A 15,745-nucleotide genomic window follows, 5' to 3' on the forward strand; every position below is an offset into this window, starting at 1 on the left:
AGACTCCGTAATGGGCAAAACGCCATTATACAGAGCCGCACCCGGATAGGGATCGGCCCTGTGTCACGGGCGATCCGGCTCAGAGGTGCTGGCGCATCTCTTTGTCTATCTCCTCACGCAGGGCCATCAGCTTCTTGGCGTACTGCTGCAACTGCCGATCGGCGGCCGAGACAGGTTGCCACTGGGGCACAGGGGTCGGTGTGCCCGTCTCGTCCATGGCGACGAAGATGATGATGCAATGGGTGGTCTTGTGGCGCTCCCGGCTGGCCGGGTGGCGGCTGTAGACATCGACCGCCAGGTGCATGCTGGTGGTGCCTGTGTGGATCACCTGGGCGTGCACTTCCACCAGCTGGCCGATCTGGATGGGGCGCAGGAAGCGGATCCCCCCCACGTAGACGGTGACCGCATAGCCGCCGCACCAGCCGGCGGCGCAGGCGTAACCCGCCTGATCGATCCACTTCATCACCATGCCACCGTGCACCTTGCCGCCGAAGTTGACGTCGGCGGGCTCGGCCAGGAACTGCAGGGTCAGCTCGCGGGGTGGGGTCATGCTCTCTCCTGGTTTCGGGTTCATTGGCGGTAGCTCTTGCGATAGGCATCGGCCTGCTGGCAGGGGGGCAGGTTGTTGAGGTCGGGCCGCTTGTTGCCCTCACGCTGGCCAAAGCCGGCGAACTCCTGCTCGCATTTGGCGGCCTTGCCGCCCGCCTTGATGCAGGCGTCGATCCGCTGTTGCTTGCCCTGTTCGACCAGCTGTTGCTGGGCCTGCTGGCAGGCGGCATCCAGTTTGGCCTGCTGGGTCGGACGATCCAGCTCGTTGGCTGCCCAGATGTTGCCGCACAGCAGCAACGGGATCAGTCCGAGCGGGTGAAATGGGGATGTGGTGCGCATCCTGATGCTCCTCTTAAGCCTGTGTCAGGTATACCGCGAATGACGACAAGTTGCACAGGACCCAGCGCGATAATGCGCGCTTATTCACTTTTGGTTCATGACCCCGGCGCAAGCATAAGGGGGATCAATTGCGAGGAATCATGATGAAACAGATGCTGGATCAGTTGTTGGGCGCCGGCAAGGGCTGGCTCAACGAAGGCGGCGACAGCCGCAAGTCGCAGATGAAGGGCATGGCGCAGGGGGGCTTGGCGGCGGGTGCCATGGCCTTGCTGCTTGGCAACAAGAAGATACGCAAATATGGCGGCAAGGTGGCGGCAGTTGGCGGGGCAGCAGCCCTCGGTGGGCTGGCCTACAAGCTTTATCAGGATTGGCAGGCCCAGCAGGGGGGGCCAATCCAGCCGGCCCAGCCGTTGGATTCCTTGCAGGGGCAAGCACTGGATGCCCGCGCCACCTTGCTGGTGCGGGCCATGGTGGCAGCGGCCCGGGCCGACGGTCATATCGATGCCGCCGAGCGCCAGAAGATCCAGGACTACCTGACCGAGCAGGGTCAAAGTGATGCAGCGCGCTGGATTGAGGCCGAGCTGGCTCGTCCCCTCGACCCGCAGGCGCTGGCACGGGAAGTGACCGACATGGAACAGGCCACCGAGGTTTACCTTGCCTCTCTGCTCGCCATTGAAGTGGATCACTTCATGGAGCGCGGCTATCTGGATGAACTGGCTCGGGCCTTGAAACTCGATAACAACCTCAAGGGAAGTATCGAGCGGCAGGTGGCCCAGCTGGGTGCTCCGAGCTGAACCCTTTCAGGCACATGGATGGTCGATAACGCCCCGTCACGGGGCGTTGTTGTTTCTGGTGGTCATTGGAGATGATTCACACCGGCCTATTTTTTCGTTGTCAGTTGTCATTGAGATGGGTCTGCTCATTGGCTCATTTGGGTGCTATAAGGGGGCAGGGTTAGTCATCATGTTTGCAAGGAGCACAGGTTGGAGATACGCAAGGCAACCGAGCAGGATATCGACGCGATTCTCGAGCTGAATCGGCAGATAGGTTTGATCCACTTTGAGCATGCCCCCGAGGTGTTTTGTCCGCCATCACCGCAGGAGAGGGATTTTCTGCTCAATGCCATCGGCAGCGAAGGGCGACTGTTTTGCGTTGCCGTGCTGGATGCCGAGGTGGTGGGGTTTCTGACCGCCAGAATAGACATCAATGATGCCGTCCCTTTTCTCTCCAAGCTCCCCATCTGCCGTATCGGCTCCGTGGTGGTTGACGAAAACCACAGATCCCGAGGCATAGGCAAGGCCTTGATTGCCCATTGCGACGGCTGGGCCAAGGCCCATGATGCTTGTCAGATCCGGTTGGAAGTCATGTCTTTCAATGAGAGAGCCAAGTCGCTTTACCAATCCCTTGGCTTTCAACGGCAGTCTGAAATTTATGCCAGATAGCCCCTGTCGCAGGGCTGGCCTGCGCCTTTTTACGATCAACCAGGCCCCGTCACGGGGCCTGGTTGTTTTCGTCTGTCCGGCGTGCCACGAGCTGCTGGTGGACAAGTTGCGCCAATCGGGCAAGCGCCGCCTCCAGCGGTGGGCTCCAGGGATGGGAGCTGTTGAGGCGCAGGCAGTGGTTGTGCATCCCCTGGCTGGAGAAGAGGGCGCCCGGTGCCAGCGAGAAGCCGCAGGTGAGCGCCCGGGCGTGCAGTGATCGGCTGTCGAGGCGGGCGTCAAACTCCAGCCAGAGGAAGTGACCGCCATCGGGGGCGCTGATGCGTACCCCATCGGGGAATAGACGCAGCAGGGCCGCCCGCATCTGCTGCTGGCGCTGGGCCAGGGTGTGGCGCAGGCGACGAAAGTGGGCATCCACGCCGCCGTTGAGCAGCATCTGGGCCAGCGCCAGCTGACTGGGCACATTGGTGGAGAGAGTCGACATCAGTTGCAGCCGCTGGATGCGTTCGGCATGGGGCCCCGCCACCACCCAGCCGACCCGAAAGCCCGGTGCCAGGCACTTTGAAAACGAGCTGCAGAGCAGGCTATCGCCGCACGCATCCCAATACTTGATGGGCCTGGGCCGCTCGCGGCCAAAATAGACCTCGGCATAGACGTCGTCCTCCACCAGCGCGACACCGTGGGTGTTGAGCAACTGCATCAACCCGCGTTTGTGTTCATCGGGCATGGTGTGGCCGAGCGGGTGCTGCACATTGCCCATCAGCCAGCACGCCTTGATGGGGCGCTGGGCCAGCGCCTCGGCCAGCAGCGCCAGATCGATACCCACCCCCGGGATCACCGGGATCTCCACCGCTTTGAGTTTCAGCCGCTCGATGGCCTGCAGGGCGCCGTAGAAGGTGGGGGTCTCCACTACAACCCAATCCCCCGGTTCGGTCAGCACCTGCAGGCTGAGGGAGAGCGCCTCCATGGCACCCGTGGTGATGATGATCTCCTGCGGGTCGACCGCCAGCCCATCGCTGGCGTAACGCTGGGCGATGGCGCGGCGCAACGCCTCGTTGCCGGGGGGAAGGTCCGCCACCGTGCTGAAGGGATCGAGTTTGCGCATGCAGCTGGCCAGTGCCCGCCCGAGCTGGGGATGGGGGAACAGAGTCGGATCGGCCACCGACATGCCAAGGGGTACCAATTCCCGCGACTTGCTCGCCTGCAGTACCTCGAACACCAGATCGTTGATGTCCACCGAGCCGCTGTAATGGGTCTGTTGCGGCGCATAGTGCGGCAGGCGGGAGGGGGCGGCCTTGACGTAGTAGCCGGACTGGGGGCGGGCGAGGATCCACCCCTGACTCTCCAGCAGCTGATAGGCCTGCAGCACCGTCATGGGGCTGAGCCCGTGGGTCTTGCAGCTCTGGCGAATGGAGGGGATGCGCTCCCCCGGTTGCCAGATACCGGTATCTATCTGGTGTTGCAGGCGGTCGGCCAGCTGGCGGTAGAGGGACATGGGATGCACAACTGTTATAGGTGTAATTCACTATAACTGCATCTGTTATAGGTGTCATGCTCCGTGGTGTACTTGTCTCGCACAAAACGTGCAAGACAAATACAACAAAAGAGAGTGACGCATGATCAATCCGGATGACGTGGTCAGCCTGTCGCGCCTGCAATTTGGCGCCACGGCCATGTTCCACTTCCTGTTTGTGCCCCTCACGCTGGGGCTGTCCTGGATCCTGGTGATCGCAGAGTCGGCCTATGTGATGACCGGCAAGGTGATCTATCAGGACATCACCCGTTTCTGGGGCAAGCTGTTTGGCATCAACTTCGTCATGGGGGTGACCACAGGCATTACCCTGGAGTTCCAGTTCGGCACCAACTGGGCCTACTACTCCCAGTATGTGGGGGACATCTTTGGTACCCCGCTGGCGGTGGAGGGGCTGATGGCCTTCTTCCTCGAGTCGACCCTGGTCGGGCTCTTCTTCTTCGGCTGGGACAAGCTCTCCCGCGGTCAACACTTGCTGGTGACCATGCTGGTGGCGCTCGGTTCCAACCTCTCCGCACTCTGGATCCTGATCGGCAACGGCTGGATGCAGAACCCGGTCGGCGCCGAATTCAATCTGGTGACCCAGCGCATGGAGCTGGTGGATATCGCCGCCGTGCTGCTCAACCCGGTGGCCCAGGTCAAGTTCGTGCACACGGTGGCGGCGGGCTATGTGGCCGCCTCCCTGTTCGTGATGGGGGTCAGCAGCTGGTATCTGTTGCGCCGGATGGAGGTGCGCTTCGCCCTGCGATCCTTCGCCATCGCCTCCGGCTTCGGGCTGGCCGCCATCCTCTCGGTCATCGTGCTGGGGGACGAGTCGGGCTACCGCACCGGCGAGGTGCAGAAGGTCAAGCTTGCCGCCATCGAGGCGGAGTGGGAGACGGAGCCTGCGCCTGCGTCATTCACCCTGTTCGGTTTCCCGGATCAGGGTGCCGAGACCACCCATGCGGCGGTCAAGATCCCGTATCTGATGGGGATCATCGCTACCCGATCTCTCGATGAGGCGGTGACCGGCATCAAGGATCTCAAGGTGCAGCACGAGGTGCGCATCCGCAGCGGCATGGTGGCGGCCGGGGCGCTTGAGCAGATCCGCGCGGGCAACGACTCGGCCGAAAACCGCGCGCTGTTCGATCGGCACGGCCAGGATCTCGGCTACGGGCTGCTGCTGACTCCCTATGCCAGCGACATCGCCAAGGCCGGTGAGGCCGAGATAGCCAGGGCGGTGGAGGACTCGGTGCCACAGGTGGCGCCGCTGTTCTGGGGTTTTCGCATCATGGTCGGGCTGGGGATGCTGATGCTGGGGCTGTTCGTGGCCGGCTTCGTCCAGCTCTGCCGCAATCGGCTGCTCGGGTCACCCCGGCTGCTGAAGGCGCTGCTGTGGAGCATTCCGCTGCCCTGGATAGCCATCGAAGCGGGCTGGTTCGTGGCCGAGTTTGGTCGTCAGCCCTGGACCATCAGCGACGTGCTGCCGGTGTCGGCCTCGGTCTCTTTGCTGCAGCCAGGCCAGCTCTGGTTCAGCCTCATCGCCATCTGCCTCATCTACTCCTGCCTGCTGGTGGTGGAGCTGTTCCTGCTGCGCCACGTGATCCGCCAGGGGCCCGCCATTCTTCATACCGGCCGCTACCGCGGTGAACAACCCGAACTTGCGAGGATCGCCTGATGGACTACGCAACCCTGAAACTCATCTGGTGGGGGCTGGTGCTCTTCATGATGGTCGGTTTTATAGTGATGGATGGCTTCGATCTCGGCATCGCCATGCTGCTGCCCCTGGTCTCGAAGGATGATGAAGACCGGCGACTGGTGATCAACAGCGTGGGGCCCGTGTGGGAGGGCAACCAGGTATGGCTCATCGCCGGCGCCGGCGCCCTGTTCGCCGCCTGGCCGCTGGTCTATGCCGCCGCCTTCTCGGCGCTCTATGTGCCCTTCATGTTCCTGCTGTTCGGCCTCTTCCTGCGTCCGGTCGGCTTTGACTATCGCAGCAAGCTGGCCGACCCGGTGTGGCGCCGCTGGTGGGACAGAGCCCTGGTGGCCGGTGGCCTGGTGCCGACCCTGGTGCTCGCCGCCGCCATCGCGCTGGTGATGCAGGGGCTGCCGTTTCGCTTCGACAGCGCACTGCGCCTGCACTATGGCCCGTTTGACTGGCATTGGGGCTGGTTCGCCAGCGTGGTAGCGACCGGGGTGAGCCTGCTGTTGCTGCATGGCGCCAGTTTCCTGCAAGCCAAGGTGGAGGGGACCCCTGCGCTGCGCGCTCGCGGCCTCGCCATCCTGCTGGCCCCCCTGGTGACCCTCTGCTACCTGCTGGCCGGTTGGCATCTGCTGGACTTGCCCGGCTATCAGCTGACCGGCCTGGCAGGCCAGCCCTTTGATCCCGATGCCGCCATCAGCCCGCTGATGAAGGGGGTGATCCCCCACGCAAGCGGTTGGCTTGGCAACTACTTCGACTACCCGTTGCTGTGGCTGGTGCCGCTTGTCGGGGCACTGGCGCCGCTGGCAAGCGGCATCGCGGCCTGGCTGGAGAAGGGCCGGCTGGCGCTGCTGGCAAGCGGCCTGGCCTGCGCCGCCATGCTCTGCTCGGTGGCCATCGCCCTGTTTCCCTTCGTGCTGCCCTCATCCCTCGATGCCGGCAGCAGCCTGACCCTGTGGGATGGCACCTCCAGCTACAAGACCCTGGCCATCATGTTCGGGATCGTGCTGGTGCTGATGCCCATCAACCTCGGCTACACCGGCTGGGTCTACCGGGTGGTGCGCGGCAAGCTCGACCGCGCTCGCATCAAGCGCGACAGCCATCAACTCTACTGACCTCAAGGGAGCCGCTATGTGGTACTTCACCTGGATTTTGGGCCTCGGGTTTGCCCTGCTGCTGGGCCTGTGCAACCTGCTCTGGCTGGAAGCGCGCTGGGAAGCCGATGAACGGGACGACAATCCGCCCCACCTATGACCTCCGTCGGCCGGGGGATGCACCCAGGTGCATAGCCCCGGCCAACCTCTCTTGTCATACAACCGACAGGTAATTGTGATGAAACAGACATTGAAAGCGATGGCGCTGGCCATCGGCTGCGCGCTCGCCGCCGCCCAGGCGAATGCCGAACCGGTACAACTGACCCCGCTGGACAAAGCCTTCACCCTGCAGGTGCTCGGCAGTGGTGGCCCGATCTCCGACGATCTGCGCGCCTCCTCGAGCGAGGTGATCTGGTGGAAGGGGAAATCCCGCATCCTGATCGATGCCGGTGGCGGCGTCTACCTGCGCTTCGGCCAGGCGGGCGCCAAGCTCGAAGAGGTCGATTTTATCGGCATCACCCACTTTCACACCGACCATGTGACCGACTTGCCCGCTCTGCTCAAGGGGGCCTATTTCTTCGAGCGCAGCGATCCGCTGGATCTGGCGGGGCCGCAAGCCGGCTCGGCCTTCCCCAGCATGAGCGGCTACTTTGATGCCCTCTTCAACAAGGACAAGGGCGCTTATGCCTACCTGAGCGGCTTCAAGGATGGCACTGATGGCCTCTTCTCCATCACCTTGCACGATGTGCCCTACCAGACACCCAAGCCCCACACTGTCTATCAGCAGGATGGGCTGACCATCACCGCGCTCGGCATCCCCCACGGTGACGTGCCCTGTCTGGCCTATCGCATCGAGAGTGCCGAGGGGACCATCGTCATCTCGGCGGATCAGAACGGCAGCAACCCGGCCTTTGTGCCGTTTGCCAAGGGGGCCGACATTCTGGTGATGCCGCTCGCCATCCACGAAGCGGCCGACCCTGTCTCCGCCTCGCTTCATGCCAAGCCATCTGTGGTGGCCAAGATTGCCGCCGAGGTGAACCCCAAGCTGCTGGTGCTGAACCACTGGATGGGGGTGGGCCTCAATCACAAGAAAGAGGCGATGGCCATCGTCAAACAGCAGTTCCACGGCCAGATTGTGGCCGCCCGCGATCTCTCCAGCTACCCCGTTTCATCCGTCAAGGAGTCCGCTTATGAGTAACTCAAGCAGCAACAAAACCACCGGCAAACTCACCCTCTCCATCGCCATGACCAGCCTGATTGTCCTGACGCCGGGACTGGCGCTGGCGGCGACCCCGAGCGATGCGCCGGTGAAAGCCGCCTCCGGCGAACAGCACGGCGGCAAGTGCGCGGCGGGCAAGTGTGGCACTGAGAAGCGCTTCGAAAAGCAGGCTTTAGACAGCGATCCGCAAGGCCGGCTGGTGCGTGCCCGCGATGGCAAGTGCGGCGTGGCAGGGCAGGGGATCGATGGCGACACATCCAGTGCCAGCAAGGGCAGCAAGATGACGGAGGGGGTATGCGGCCAATAAGCTCCCGCAGTCGGGGGATAGGGCTGCGTCAGGAGCATCTGGATGCGCTCTGTAGCGGCCCCATACGCCCCGGCATCGACTTTCTCGAGCTGGCGCCGGAGAACTGGATGGCCATCGGCGGCGCCAAGCGGGCGCAGCTGCATCAGCTGGCCGAGCGTTACCCGCTGGTGGCCCATGGGCTCAGCCTCTCCCTCGGCGATTGTCAGCCCCTCAATCGCACTTTGCTTGGCCAGATCCGCACCTTTCTTGATGAGTTCGGCATCGAGATCTATAGCGAGCATCTGAGCTTTTCCCGCGACGAGCAGGGCTATCTCTACGAGCTCTTACCTGTGCCGCGCCAGTGGGAGAACATCCCTTATCTGGCCGCGCGGATCGAGCAGGTACAGGAGGCGCTGGCCCGCCCGCTGGTGCTGGAGAATATCTCCTACTACCACGGCTATGAGCACGAGATGCCGGAGGAGGATTTTCTCGCCGAGCTGGTGGCGCGCAGCGGTTGCGAGCTGCTGCTCGATATCAACAACGTTTTTGTGAACAGCCGCAATCATGGCTACTGCCCCAAGCGGATGATCGCCGGATTGCCGGGCAGTGCGATCCGCTACTTCCATATCGCCGGTCATCTGGAAGAGGCGGACGGCACCTTGCTGGATACCCACGGCAAACCGGTGTGCGAAGAGGTGGTGGCGCTGGCCCGTTATACGGTACAGACCCACGGCCTGCGCCCCCTGCTGCTGGAGCGGGATCACCATCTGCCACCGCTGGCAGAGCTGGAGGCCGAGCTGGCGCGAGTGCACGGCGCCTGTTGCGAGGCGAGCGACAGTCAGGTGCGGGAGGTGCGTTATGGATAGGCGGTTATCACTGATCACTGCGGCCAAAGCGGCCCCACAGCGGATGCAGCAGCAGACCGCCTGGCTGGCGAGCCGGGTGCGGTTGCCGCAGGATGGCATCGCCAGCCAGTATGCCCGCAGCGTGCGCGCCAATGTGGAGTCTGTGCTGGAGAGCGCGTTTCCGCTCATCTACAGCCACTGGGAGCCGGTGGACAGATGGCAGCTGGTGGAGGGCTTTGTCGCCCACCACGGCGCCGATGCCCCCGAGTTTCACCATATTGCCACCGAGTTTGTCCGCTATGTGCAGCATCGCCACGGCGAGGGCTCCCTCAACTGGCCAAAGCAGCGGCTGGCGCTGCTGGAGTATGAGTGGGCCTGCCTGTGTGTCGAGATTGACGAAAGGGTGGTGCCGCAAGTTGTGCCGGGGGAGGAGGTGACGGCGGAGAGTTCGTTTGCGCTCAATCCCACCCTGCAACTGCTTGAGCTCCCCTTTGCCATTCGTCGCAGCGGCGTGGTGCCGACCCGGCAGGGCAACCACTTCTATGGCCTGTTTCGCAGCCCGGATCATCAGGTGGTGATCCAGCGGTTGCGCGAATGGGATGTGGCGCTGATCCAGCTGTTGCAACAGCAGCCGGGGATTAGCCGAGCGGCGTTCCAGCAACAGGTTCAACAGGTTCGCAGAGACTTTGATCTGACCGAGTGGGCGCGCCATTTTCACCGGCTTGGTCTGCTGACGCTGCCCGTTGGCGAGCGCCAGCCCGGCGCCCCCTTGCCCTCATTTAGCAAACACCAAGGAGAATTCCCATGAACAATACCCTGATCCAGTGGTACGAGCGGGCGGTGGCCCAGTGCAAGCGGCTCGATTTTCTGGCCCTGCTGGCCATTCGCCTCTATCTCATTCCGGTCATCTATGTGGGAGCCCACTCCAAGGTGGTGGGCTTTGCTGGCACCGCCGCCTGGTTTGGTGCGCCGGTCTCGGAAGGGGGGCTCAACCTGCCGTTCCCGATCCTGCTCGCCTTTCTGGCGGCGGGCACCGAGGTGCTGGGCTGCATCTGCATCGCCCTTGGCCTCTTTACCCGCATCATGGCCATCCCCACCATCTTCCTGATGAGCGTGGCGAGCGCCATGGTGCATTGGAAGCACGGTTGGGACGCCATCGCCACCGGCAGCATGGAGGCCACCTTGCGCCTCAACGGCTTTATCGAGTGGCTGGCCGCCAACTTCCCCGGTCGCTACAACTACATCACCGAGCTCGGGGATCCCGTGATGCTCAACAACGGTATGGAGTTTGCCGCCACCTATTTCGTGATGTTGCTGGTGCTGCTGGTGTACGGCGGGGGTCGCTATGTCAGCCTCGACTACTGGCTCACGCGAGCAGTGAACCGAGGGGCCGTTCGCCCGCAGGCGGCATAACGACAAGCAAAAATAACAGAGCGTGAAAAAAACGAGCGGCATGGGCCGCTCGTTTTTATTGGGAGAAGAGAAGGGGCCGGTGGCTGGTCTGTGCCCTCAATACTGGGGGCAGGCCAGCGCCAGTCTGGCTTCGCGCCGCTCGCTGACGTGGGTCAGCCCATAGGCCAGCAGCACGATAAGGGCGCCAATCCAGGGGGTGTGCATCAGGCCCAGGTGTTCCACCACTAAGCCACCCACCACGGATCCCAGTGCTATGCCGACGTTGAAGGCGGCGATGTTGAGGCCGGAGGCGACATCCACCGCATTGGGGGTATGGCGCTCGGCCTGCTGCACCACCAGCACCTGCAGACCCGGCACGTTGCCGAAGGCAAAGGCGCCCCACACCAGCACGGTCAGTACCGCCAGCACCGGATGGGGGGCGGTGAAGGTGAGCAGCAGCAGCACCAGAGCCAGACCGCCGAACAGCAGTTTCAGGGCGGGCAGGGGGCCCAGTCGGTCTGCCAGTTTGCCGCCCCAGATGTTGCCGAACGCCACCGATACCCCGTACACCAGCAGGATCAGGCTGACCGCGTTGGCGCCGAAGCCGCTCACCTGTTGCAGTATGGGGGCGAGAAAGGTGAAGGCGGTGAAGGCGCCGCCGTAGCCGAGCGCTGTCTTGGCGTAGACCAGCAGCAGCGGCTTCTTGGTCAGCACCAGCAGTTGTTCACGGATGCTGGAGGCCGCCCCCTTGGGCAGGTTGCTCGGGATCAGCAGCAGGCTGCCCACCATGGCGATGACCCCGAGCAGGCTCACTACCAGAAAGGTTTCACGCCAGCCAAATTGCTGGCCAATCCAGGTGCCGAGCGGCACGCCGGTCACCAGCGCCACCGTCAGGCCGCTGAACATGATGGCGATGGCGCTCGCCGCCTTCTCTTTTGCCACCAGGCCGGTGGCTATGGTCGACCCCACCGAGAAGAAGACTCCGTGGGCCAAGCCGGTCAGCACCCGGGCCACGATCAGGCTCTCGTAACCGGGGGCCTGCCAGGCCAGCAGGTTGCCAGCGGTAAAGAGCGCCATCAAGCCCACCAGCAGCCACTTGCGTGGCAACTTGCCGGTGAGCGCGGTCAGCAGCGGCGCGCCTATGGCTACCCCCATGGCATAGAGGCTGACCAGCAGGCCCGCCGAGGGGAGCGAGACCTTGAGTTGTTCTGCAATGGTGGGAATGAGCCCCACGATCACGAATTCGGTGGTGCCGATTGCAAAGGCACTCAGGGTGAGGGCAAATAATGCCAGTGGCATACAGACTCCTTGGATAGGGACTCCCGACGGGAGAAGGGGGCCAGTATGCCGATGAGCTTTGTTGGCAAAAATGACGGCAACATCAAATTACTTTTGCTTAATTAGCAGCAATGGCACCGTGGCATGGAGTGAGGGAGACAAGATGGGCCATGCAGGGGAGTAGAGAGTAGCGAGAATAAATAGCGTGCGAAGCGCGCGCAACCAGACAATGGACAACAGAAGGTGGCGGGAAGATGCCAGCTGCACAGGCGGCAGTGGCGTGTGGTATTGGAGACAAAAAAAGCGGGAGGCATGGTGCCTCCCGCTTGGGGTCGAAGAGATGTCCCGAACTGTTGTTCGCCCTTCTCCCTTGGCGGGAGAAGGGCCGGGGATGAGGGGGATCAGTCCCAGGCCGGTGCGAAGTCCGGATTGGCACAGCGCTCGCCCCGCTCCAGGGTGGCGATCTGGGCCATCTCGTCGGGGCTGAGCTGTACCTTGAGGGCGGCCAGGTTGGCGGCCTGGTTCTCTCGCTTGGTGGAGCTCGGGATCACCGTCATGCCCTGGGCCAGCAGCCAGGCCAGCGACACCTGGGCCGCCGAGACGCCGTGGCGTTTGCCAATCTCGATCAAGAGTGGCTCGGTGAGCACCTTGCCATAGGCGAGCGGCATGTAGGCGGTGATGGCGATGCCCTGCTCGCGGCAGAACTCTACCACCTTGCGGTTTTGCAGCAATGGGTGGATCTCCACCTGCTGGTGGGCGATGGCGCCCGGCCCCAGGATCTCGACGGCCTGTTTGAGCTGGGCCACCGTAAAGTTGGAGACCCCGATCTCCCGGGTCAGGCCTTGTGCCCTGGCCTCGGCCAGCTGCTCCAGGTAGACCGCCATCGGCACCTCATCCTTGGGGGAGGGCCAGTGGATCAGCGCCAGATCCAGATAATCGGTGCGCAGTTTCGCCAAGCTGGTCTTGAGGCTGGGGATCAGCTTGCCCGGGCCGAACGCGCTGGTCCACACCTTGGTGGTGAGGTAGATATTCGAGCGGGGGACAGCCGTGCTGGCCAGCACCTCGCCCACTTCACTTTCGTTGTCGTAAATCTGGGCGGTATCGATATGGCTATAGCCGAGCGCCAGGCCGGTATTCAGGGTTGCAAGCAGGGGCTCACCTTTCAGGCGAAAGGTGCCCAGACCCATGGCGGGCATTTTCATCATCTATTTCCTCAAATGGGGTGGTTGGCCCTTGCCCAGAGCAAGGGGGTTGGCTCGGTGCAAAGGCCGTGGCGGCGTTGCAAGTTGGTAGCGCCATCGTCAACGAGTCTCGGGAGACTCAGGCCGGCAGTCGGCGGTAATTGCGAATATGGCTGCTGGCAAACCAGGGCTCGGCCCTGGCGACAAACGCGAGGAAGTGAGCTTGCTGCTGGTGGGCTTTTAGCGCGGCTTCGCTTTCCCACTCCTCGTGCAGCATCCAGCCATGGGGGTTGTCCAGGCTCTGGTGCAACTGGTAACGCAGGCAGCCGGCCTCCTGCAGGGTGGCCGCTATCAGCGGCTCAAGAGCGGCCCGAAACTGGGCGGAAAATTCGGGTTTGGCTTCAAGTTGGGCAATCACAATCACGGGTGATGACATCTGAACCTCCTTGCGAAAACGAAGGTCAGTATGCCTGCCGCAAGGGGAGGGAAATAGGGCCATTATGGCAATAGTGAATTGAGGTGAGAGCAGCAATGGATATTAAATCTTGGGGCGTTTTTACTTGTCGTGGCGAACCCAAGGATGGTTGTTAAATAATTTTATTAAAACATAATGTTCATGTGGTCTGAAGATAGCTGTAACTACATACACTTTCGCTTAGTTGGATGTATATCTCTAGTTATGGTGCTAGAGATGCTAGCACCATAACTGTTAAATTAGGCTAAACTAGTGGTACTCCATCAAATTTCACTCCTTTTCTTATACCATTCATGCCTGAAAACTTCACACGTAAAGATGTTAATCTCTGGGATGATTCATTCGGGAGTTTGAATGCTATTATCACTGTAGTTTTAACCCCTTTGGGCAGCACAAATGTTTTATAAGTAGATACATTGGAAGAACCTATAGCTAATGAATCTAGCTCCATTTCATTGCTTGCATCATCAAATGCTCTAGTTTCCCCAGATAACGATAGGTCTCGGTCTGCATTTTTATTTAAGAGGTCTAGTCTACAAACTATCTTACCCATGACCTTTTGGCACCCTTTTAATTGAATTGAAACATTTTCAATAGTTTCAATTCTTTTTCCAAGAATAGTTGTACTATCATTATATGCGTATATAGCCTCTTGCTCTGAACTACCAAATAATGGATCTTGATATTTAGTTCCCACCCAGAAAAAGCTAATAGCCGTCAAGGAGTATAGAATTATAATTGACGAATGGCGAAGGAATGATGGAACTTTCTGCAAGAAAAAATAAATAAAAACCCAAAGCGTCGCTACTAAAAAAGATGTAAAAAGGAGAATGTTTTTCCAGTTTATAGCTTCCATCCCTAATACTGAAGGGTCCGGCACAACATAAGTGAAAACACCCCACCCAGCACCAAGGATTGAGGTTAAAACTCCAAAAGACCATCCAAGTATGTTTCTATTTTCCATAATAACCCTCAACATATCTAATGTATAAAACCTTTAAAAACAATGGAAGCACTCCCATAAAAATCATGGGCGGCTATATATGTCAACTTTTCATGTGAAATATTTTTTTCACTTTAACATTCTATAACAACAACATCAGAATTCATTTTAATAAACAATCATCTAATTTATTATTTTTATTTAAATAAACAACGCTGTCGCCACATTTAAAGGAGCAACCTAGATGGGAATAGTATTTCATTCTAACCAAAACTAATAGTGGTAACATCAAAAAATATGTGATTTATCATAGGCTTTTTAGATAGGTCACTGGGGGTAAAGTTTGGTTTGTGGATCTGAGGGGGCATATTGCTAATGCCCCCTATCTCTATTAGACGATAGTCGTTTCCGACCAGACCGCGAACTCATTGCCGCTGGGCTCGACGAAGTGGAAGCGACGGCCACCGGGGAAGTCGAACAGGGGGCGAACTATGGTGCCCCCGGCGCTGGCTACCTTGCTCTGGGTCGCCTCGATATCGGCGCTGTAGAACACCAAGAGTGCGCCGCCTTGCGCGCTCTGGTTGCACAGATCGGCGCGGTAGAAGCCGCCATCCAGCCCTTCTCCCTCGAAGGCGCAATAATCGGGGCCATAATCGGCAAACTGCCAGTCAAAGGCGGCCTGAAAGAAGGCTTTGGTGGCCGCGAGATCCCTGGCGGCAAACTCCACATAGTTTAGTTTTTCATGGGCTTTCATGCTGTTTTGCTCCCTGCGTGTCCATCTTGTGTCAAGAAGAGGCTGATTAAAGAGTGCCTGGTTAACGATACCCCATCAAATCATTTCCCTGAAATTGTGGCGCTGGCAAAACGGAAGGCTATTTGAACTCTTCGCCGTGGTTTTCCAGTCGCTCCAGTCCGCACTGCTGGCACACCACATAGCGGTCGAGCAGCTCAAGTGCGGCTATGCCATGACCGCCGACCCCGGAGAAAAATCCGTTGAGAAACTCCCTGAACTGGCCGCGGCGGGTCTTGGGATAAGGGGAGGGCTTCTGTTTTATCCGCTCGCTGTGCTCTGTATCCATTCCGCAGCGCGGGCAACACTGTCTGGTCATTCGTTGCACTCCTCTTTGTGGTTTGAAACCGTGGGCCTCGACCCGTTTTCGACGGTTTAGAACAGGGCTGCCATGATGAACTGTTTCAGAATGTTGGCGCCCCCAGTGCTGATGGGAATGTAAAAAATGAGTGGGACAGGATCCTTGCTGCGTCTGTAGGTGTGCCAACTTCTGTTGTGATGGCGCAAAACCCGGTAGATGATCAGCAGGCCACCGAAGAAAAGGGTTAGCGCAAAGGTGACGACAAAATCCAGCAAAATCAGAGCTCCATGTAGGCAAGAACCGTTTTTTATAGGCTCTGTCCCAATTACGTGTTGAAAGGCTAATCTTGAAGTAGGCCATCTCCTTGAGGTCTACCATCATGGATACCCCTGCCTTTCAACA

20 protein-coding genes are annotated in these 15,745 nt (G+C 60.1%); 10 read left to right on the forward strand and 10 right to left on the reverse strand.

The genetic code is table 11. The features are described from left to right. Positions 1 to 79: 79 nt before the first annotated feature. Both ACW5XD_RS17135 and ACW5XD_RS17140 read right to left on the reverse strand, forming a co-directional pair. The gene (locus tag ACW5XD_RS17135; RefSeq protein ID WP_043135262.1) at positions 80 to 550 is read right to left on the reverse strand and encodes an acyl-CoA thioesterase; all 471 of its coding nucleotides are present in this window, start codon (positions 548 to 550) and stop codon (positions 80 to 82) included. Positions 551 to 570: 20 nt separating this feature from the next. Beyond that, positions 571 to 888, reverse strand: coding sequence for a hypothetical protein (locus ACW5XD_RS17140; protein WP_456495894.1), 318 nt, complete (start codon positions 886 to 888; stop codon positions 571 to 573). 143 nt (positions 889 to 1,031) lie between these two features. Here ACW5XD_RS17140 and ACW5XD_RS17145 point away from each other — a divergent pair, with 143 nt between their 5' ends. Then, on the forward strand, positions 1,032 to 1,682 hold the full coding sequence (locus ACW5XD_RS17145) for a tellurite resistance TerB family protein (RefSeq protein WP_456495895.1): 651 nt from the start codon (positions 1,032 to 1,034) through the stop codon (positions 1,680 to 1,682). Between the two features lie 189 nt (positions 1,683 to 1,871). Further along, positions 1,872 to 2,330, forward strand: coding sequence for an N-acetyltransferase family protein (locus tag ACW5XD_RS17150; protein ID WP_456495896.1), 459 nt, complete (start codon positions 1,872 to 1,874; stop codon positions 2,328 to 2,330). A gap of 49 nt (positions 2,331 to 2,379) precedes the next feature. Here ACW5XD_RS17150 and ACW5XD_RS17155 read toward each other — a convergent pair whose 3' ends face one another. Further along, positions 2,380 to 3,822 carry an aminotransferase-like domain-containing protein gene (locus tag ACW5XD_RS17155; protein ID WP_456495897.1) on the reverse strand — a complete coding sequence of 481 codons (1,443 nt, stop codon included), beginning with the start codon at positions 3,820 to 3,822 and terminating at the stop codon, positions 2,380 to 2,382. Positions 3,823 to 3,943: 121 nt separating this feature from the next. Between ACW5XD_RS17155 and ACW5XD_RS17160 the strand changes: the two genes are divergently transcribed. The 8 genes from ACW5XD_RS17160 to ACW5XD_RS17195 all read left to right on the forward strand — a co-directional run bounded on the left by ACW5XD_RS17160 (position 3,944) and on the right by ACW5XD_RS17195 (position 10,396). Further along, positions 3,944 to 5,515: a cytochrome ubiquinol oxidase subunit I gene (locus tag ACW5XD_RS17160; protein WP_456495898.1), complete on the forward strand. Its 1,572-nt coding sequence runs from the start codon at positions 3,944 to 3,946 to the stop codon at positions 5,513 to 5,515. After that, positions 5,515 to 6,654, forward strand: a complete 1,140-nt coding sequence (cydB, locus tag ACW5XD_RS17165; RefSeq protein ID WP_456495899.1) for a cytochrome d ubiquinol oxidase subunit II — start codon at positions 5,515 to 5,517, stop codon at positions 6,652 to 6,654. The genes ACW5XD_RS17160 and cydB overlap by 1 nt, the downstream gene beginning before the upstream one ends. A gap of 16 nt (positions 6,655 to 6,670) precedes the next feature. Further along, positions 6,671 to 6,793 carry a cytochrome bd-I oxidase subunit CydX gene (cydX, locus tag ACW5XD_RS17170; protein ID WP_042865745.1) on the forward strand — a complete coding sequence of 41 codons (123 nt, stop codon included), beginning with the start codon at positions 6,671 to 6,673 and terminating at the stop codon, positions 6,791 to 6,793. Between the two features lie 78 nt (positions 6,794 to 6,871). Beyond that, positions 6,872 to 7,831, forward strand: coding sequence for an MBL fold metallo-hydrolase (locus tag ACW5XD_RS17175; protein ID WP_456495900.1), 960 nt, complete (start codon positions 6,872 to 6,874; stop codon positions 7,829 to 7,831). Next, entirely contained in the window at positions 7,824 to 8,159 is a 336-nt protein-coding gene (locus ACW5XD_RS17180; protein WP_456495901.1) for a hypothetical protein, read from the forward strand. Before ACW5XD_RS17175 ends, ACW5XD_RS17180 begins: the two co-directional genes overlap by 8 nt. Beyond that, on the forward strand, positions 8,147 to 9,004 hold the full coding sequence (locus ACW5XD_RS17185; protein ID WP_456495902.1) for a DUF692 domain-containing protein: 858 nt from the start codon (positions 8,147 to 8,149) through the stop codon (positions 9,002 to 9,004). Before ACW5XD_RS17180 ends, ACW5XD_RS17185 begins: the two co-directional genes overlap by 13 nt. Further along, complete coding sequence (locus tag ACW5XD_RS17190) at positions 8,997 to 9,791, forward strand: HvfC/BufC family peptide modification chaperone (protein ID WP_456495903.1); 795 nt, start codon at positions 8,997 to 8,999, stop codon at positions 9,789 to 9,791. Before ACW5XD_RS17185 ends, ACW5XD_RS17190 begins: the two co-directional genes overlap by 8 nt. Next, positions 9,788 to 10,396 carry an HvfX family Cu-binding RiPP maturation protein gene (locus ACW5XD_RS17195; protein ID WP_456495904.1) on the forward strand — a complete coding sequence of 203 codons (609 nt, stop codon included), beginning with the start codon at positions 9,788 to 9,790 and terminating at the stop codon, positions 10,394 to 10,396. The genes ACW5XD_RS17190 and ACW5XD_RS17195 overlap by 4 nt, the downstream gene beginning before the upstream one ends. Positions 10,397 to 10,492: 96 nt before the next feature. Here the strand turns inward: ACW5XD_RS17195 and ACW5XD_RS17200 are convergent, their stop codons facing one another. The 7 genes from ACW5XD_RS17200 to ACW5XD_RS17230 all read right to left on the reverse strand — a co-directional run bounded on the left by ACW5XD_RS17200 (position 10,493) and on the right by ACW5XD_RS17230 (position 15,618). After that, positions 10,493 to 11,674, reverse strand: a complete 1,182-nt coding sequence (locus ACW5XD_RS17200) for an MFS transporter (RefSeq protein WP_456495905.1) — start codon at positions 11,672 to 11,674, stop codon at positions 10,493 to 10,495. A gap of 380 nt (positions 11,675 to 12,054) precedes the next feature. Continuing rightward, a complete protein-coding gene (gene dkgB / locus ACW5XD_RS17205) occupies positions 12,055 to 12,858 on the reverse strand; it encodes a 2,5-didehydrogluconate reductase DkgB (protein ID WP_456495906.1) in 804 nt (267 codons plus the stop codon). Positions 12,859 to 12,973: 115 nt separating this feature from the next. Beyond that, positions 12,974 to 13,270, reverse strand: coding sequence for a putative quinol monooxygenase (locus ACW5XD_RS17210; protein WP_043135238.1), 297 nt, complete (start codon positions 13,268 to 13,270; stop codon positions 12,974 to 12,976). Positions 13,271 to 13,553: 283 nt separating this feature from the next. After that, positions 13,554 to 14,273, reverse strand: a complete 720-nt coding sequence (locus ACW5XD_RS17215; RefSeq protein WP_456495907.1) for a hypothetical protein — start codon at positions 14,271 to 14,273, stop codon at positions 13,554 to 13,556. A gap of 370 nt (positions 14,274 to 14,643) precedes the next feature. Continuing rightward, positions 14,644 to 15,006: a VOC family protein gene (locus ACW5XD_RS17220; protein WP_456495908.1), complete on the reverse strand. Its 363-nt coding sequence runs from the start codon at positions 15,004 to 15,006 to the stop codon at positions 14,644 to 14,646. Between the two features lie 118 nt (positions 15,007 to 15,124). Next, positions 15,125 to 15,361, reverse strand: a complete 237-nt coding sequence (locus ACW5XD_RS17225; RefSeq protein ID WP_456495909.1) for a hypothetical protein — start codon at positions 15,359 to 15,361, stop codon at positions 15,125 to 15,127. Between the two features lie 56 nt (positions 15,362 to 15,417). Next, positions 15,418 to 15,618 (reverse strand): hypothetical protein, encoded by a 201-nt coding sequence (locus ACW5XD_RS17230; RefSeq protein ID WP_456495910.1) that lies wholly within the window; start codon positions 15,616 to 15,618, stop codon positions 15,418 to 15,420. Positions 15,619 to 15,745: the final 127 nt, after the last annotated feature.

Source organism: Aeromonas enterica (assembly GCF_054052465.1).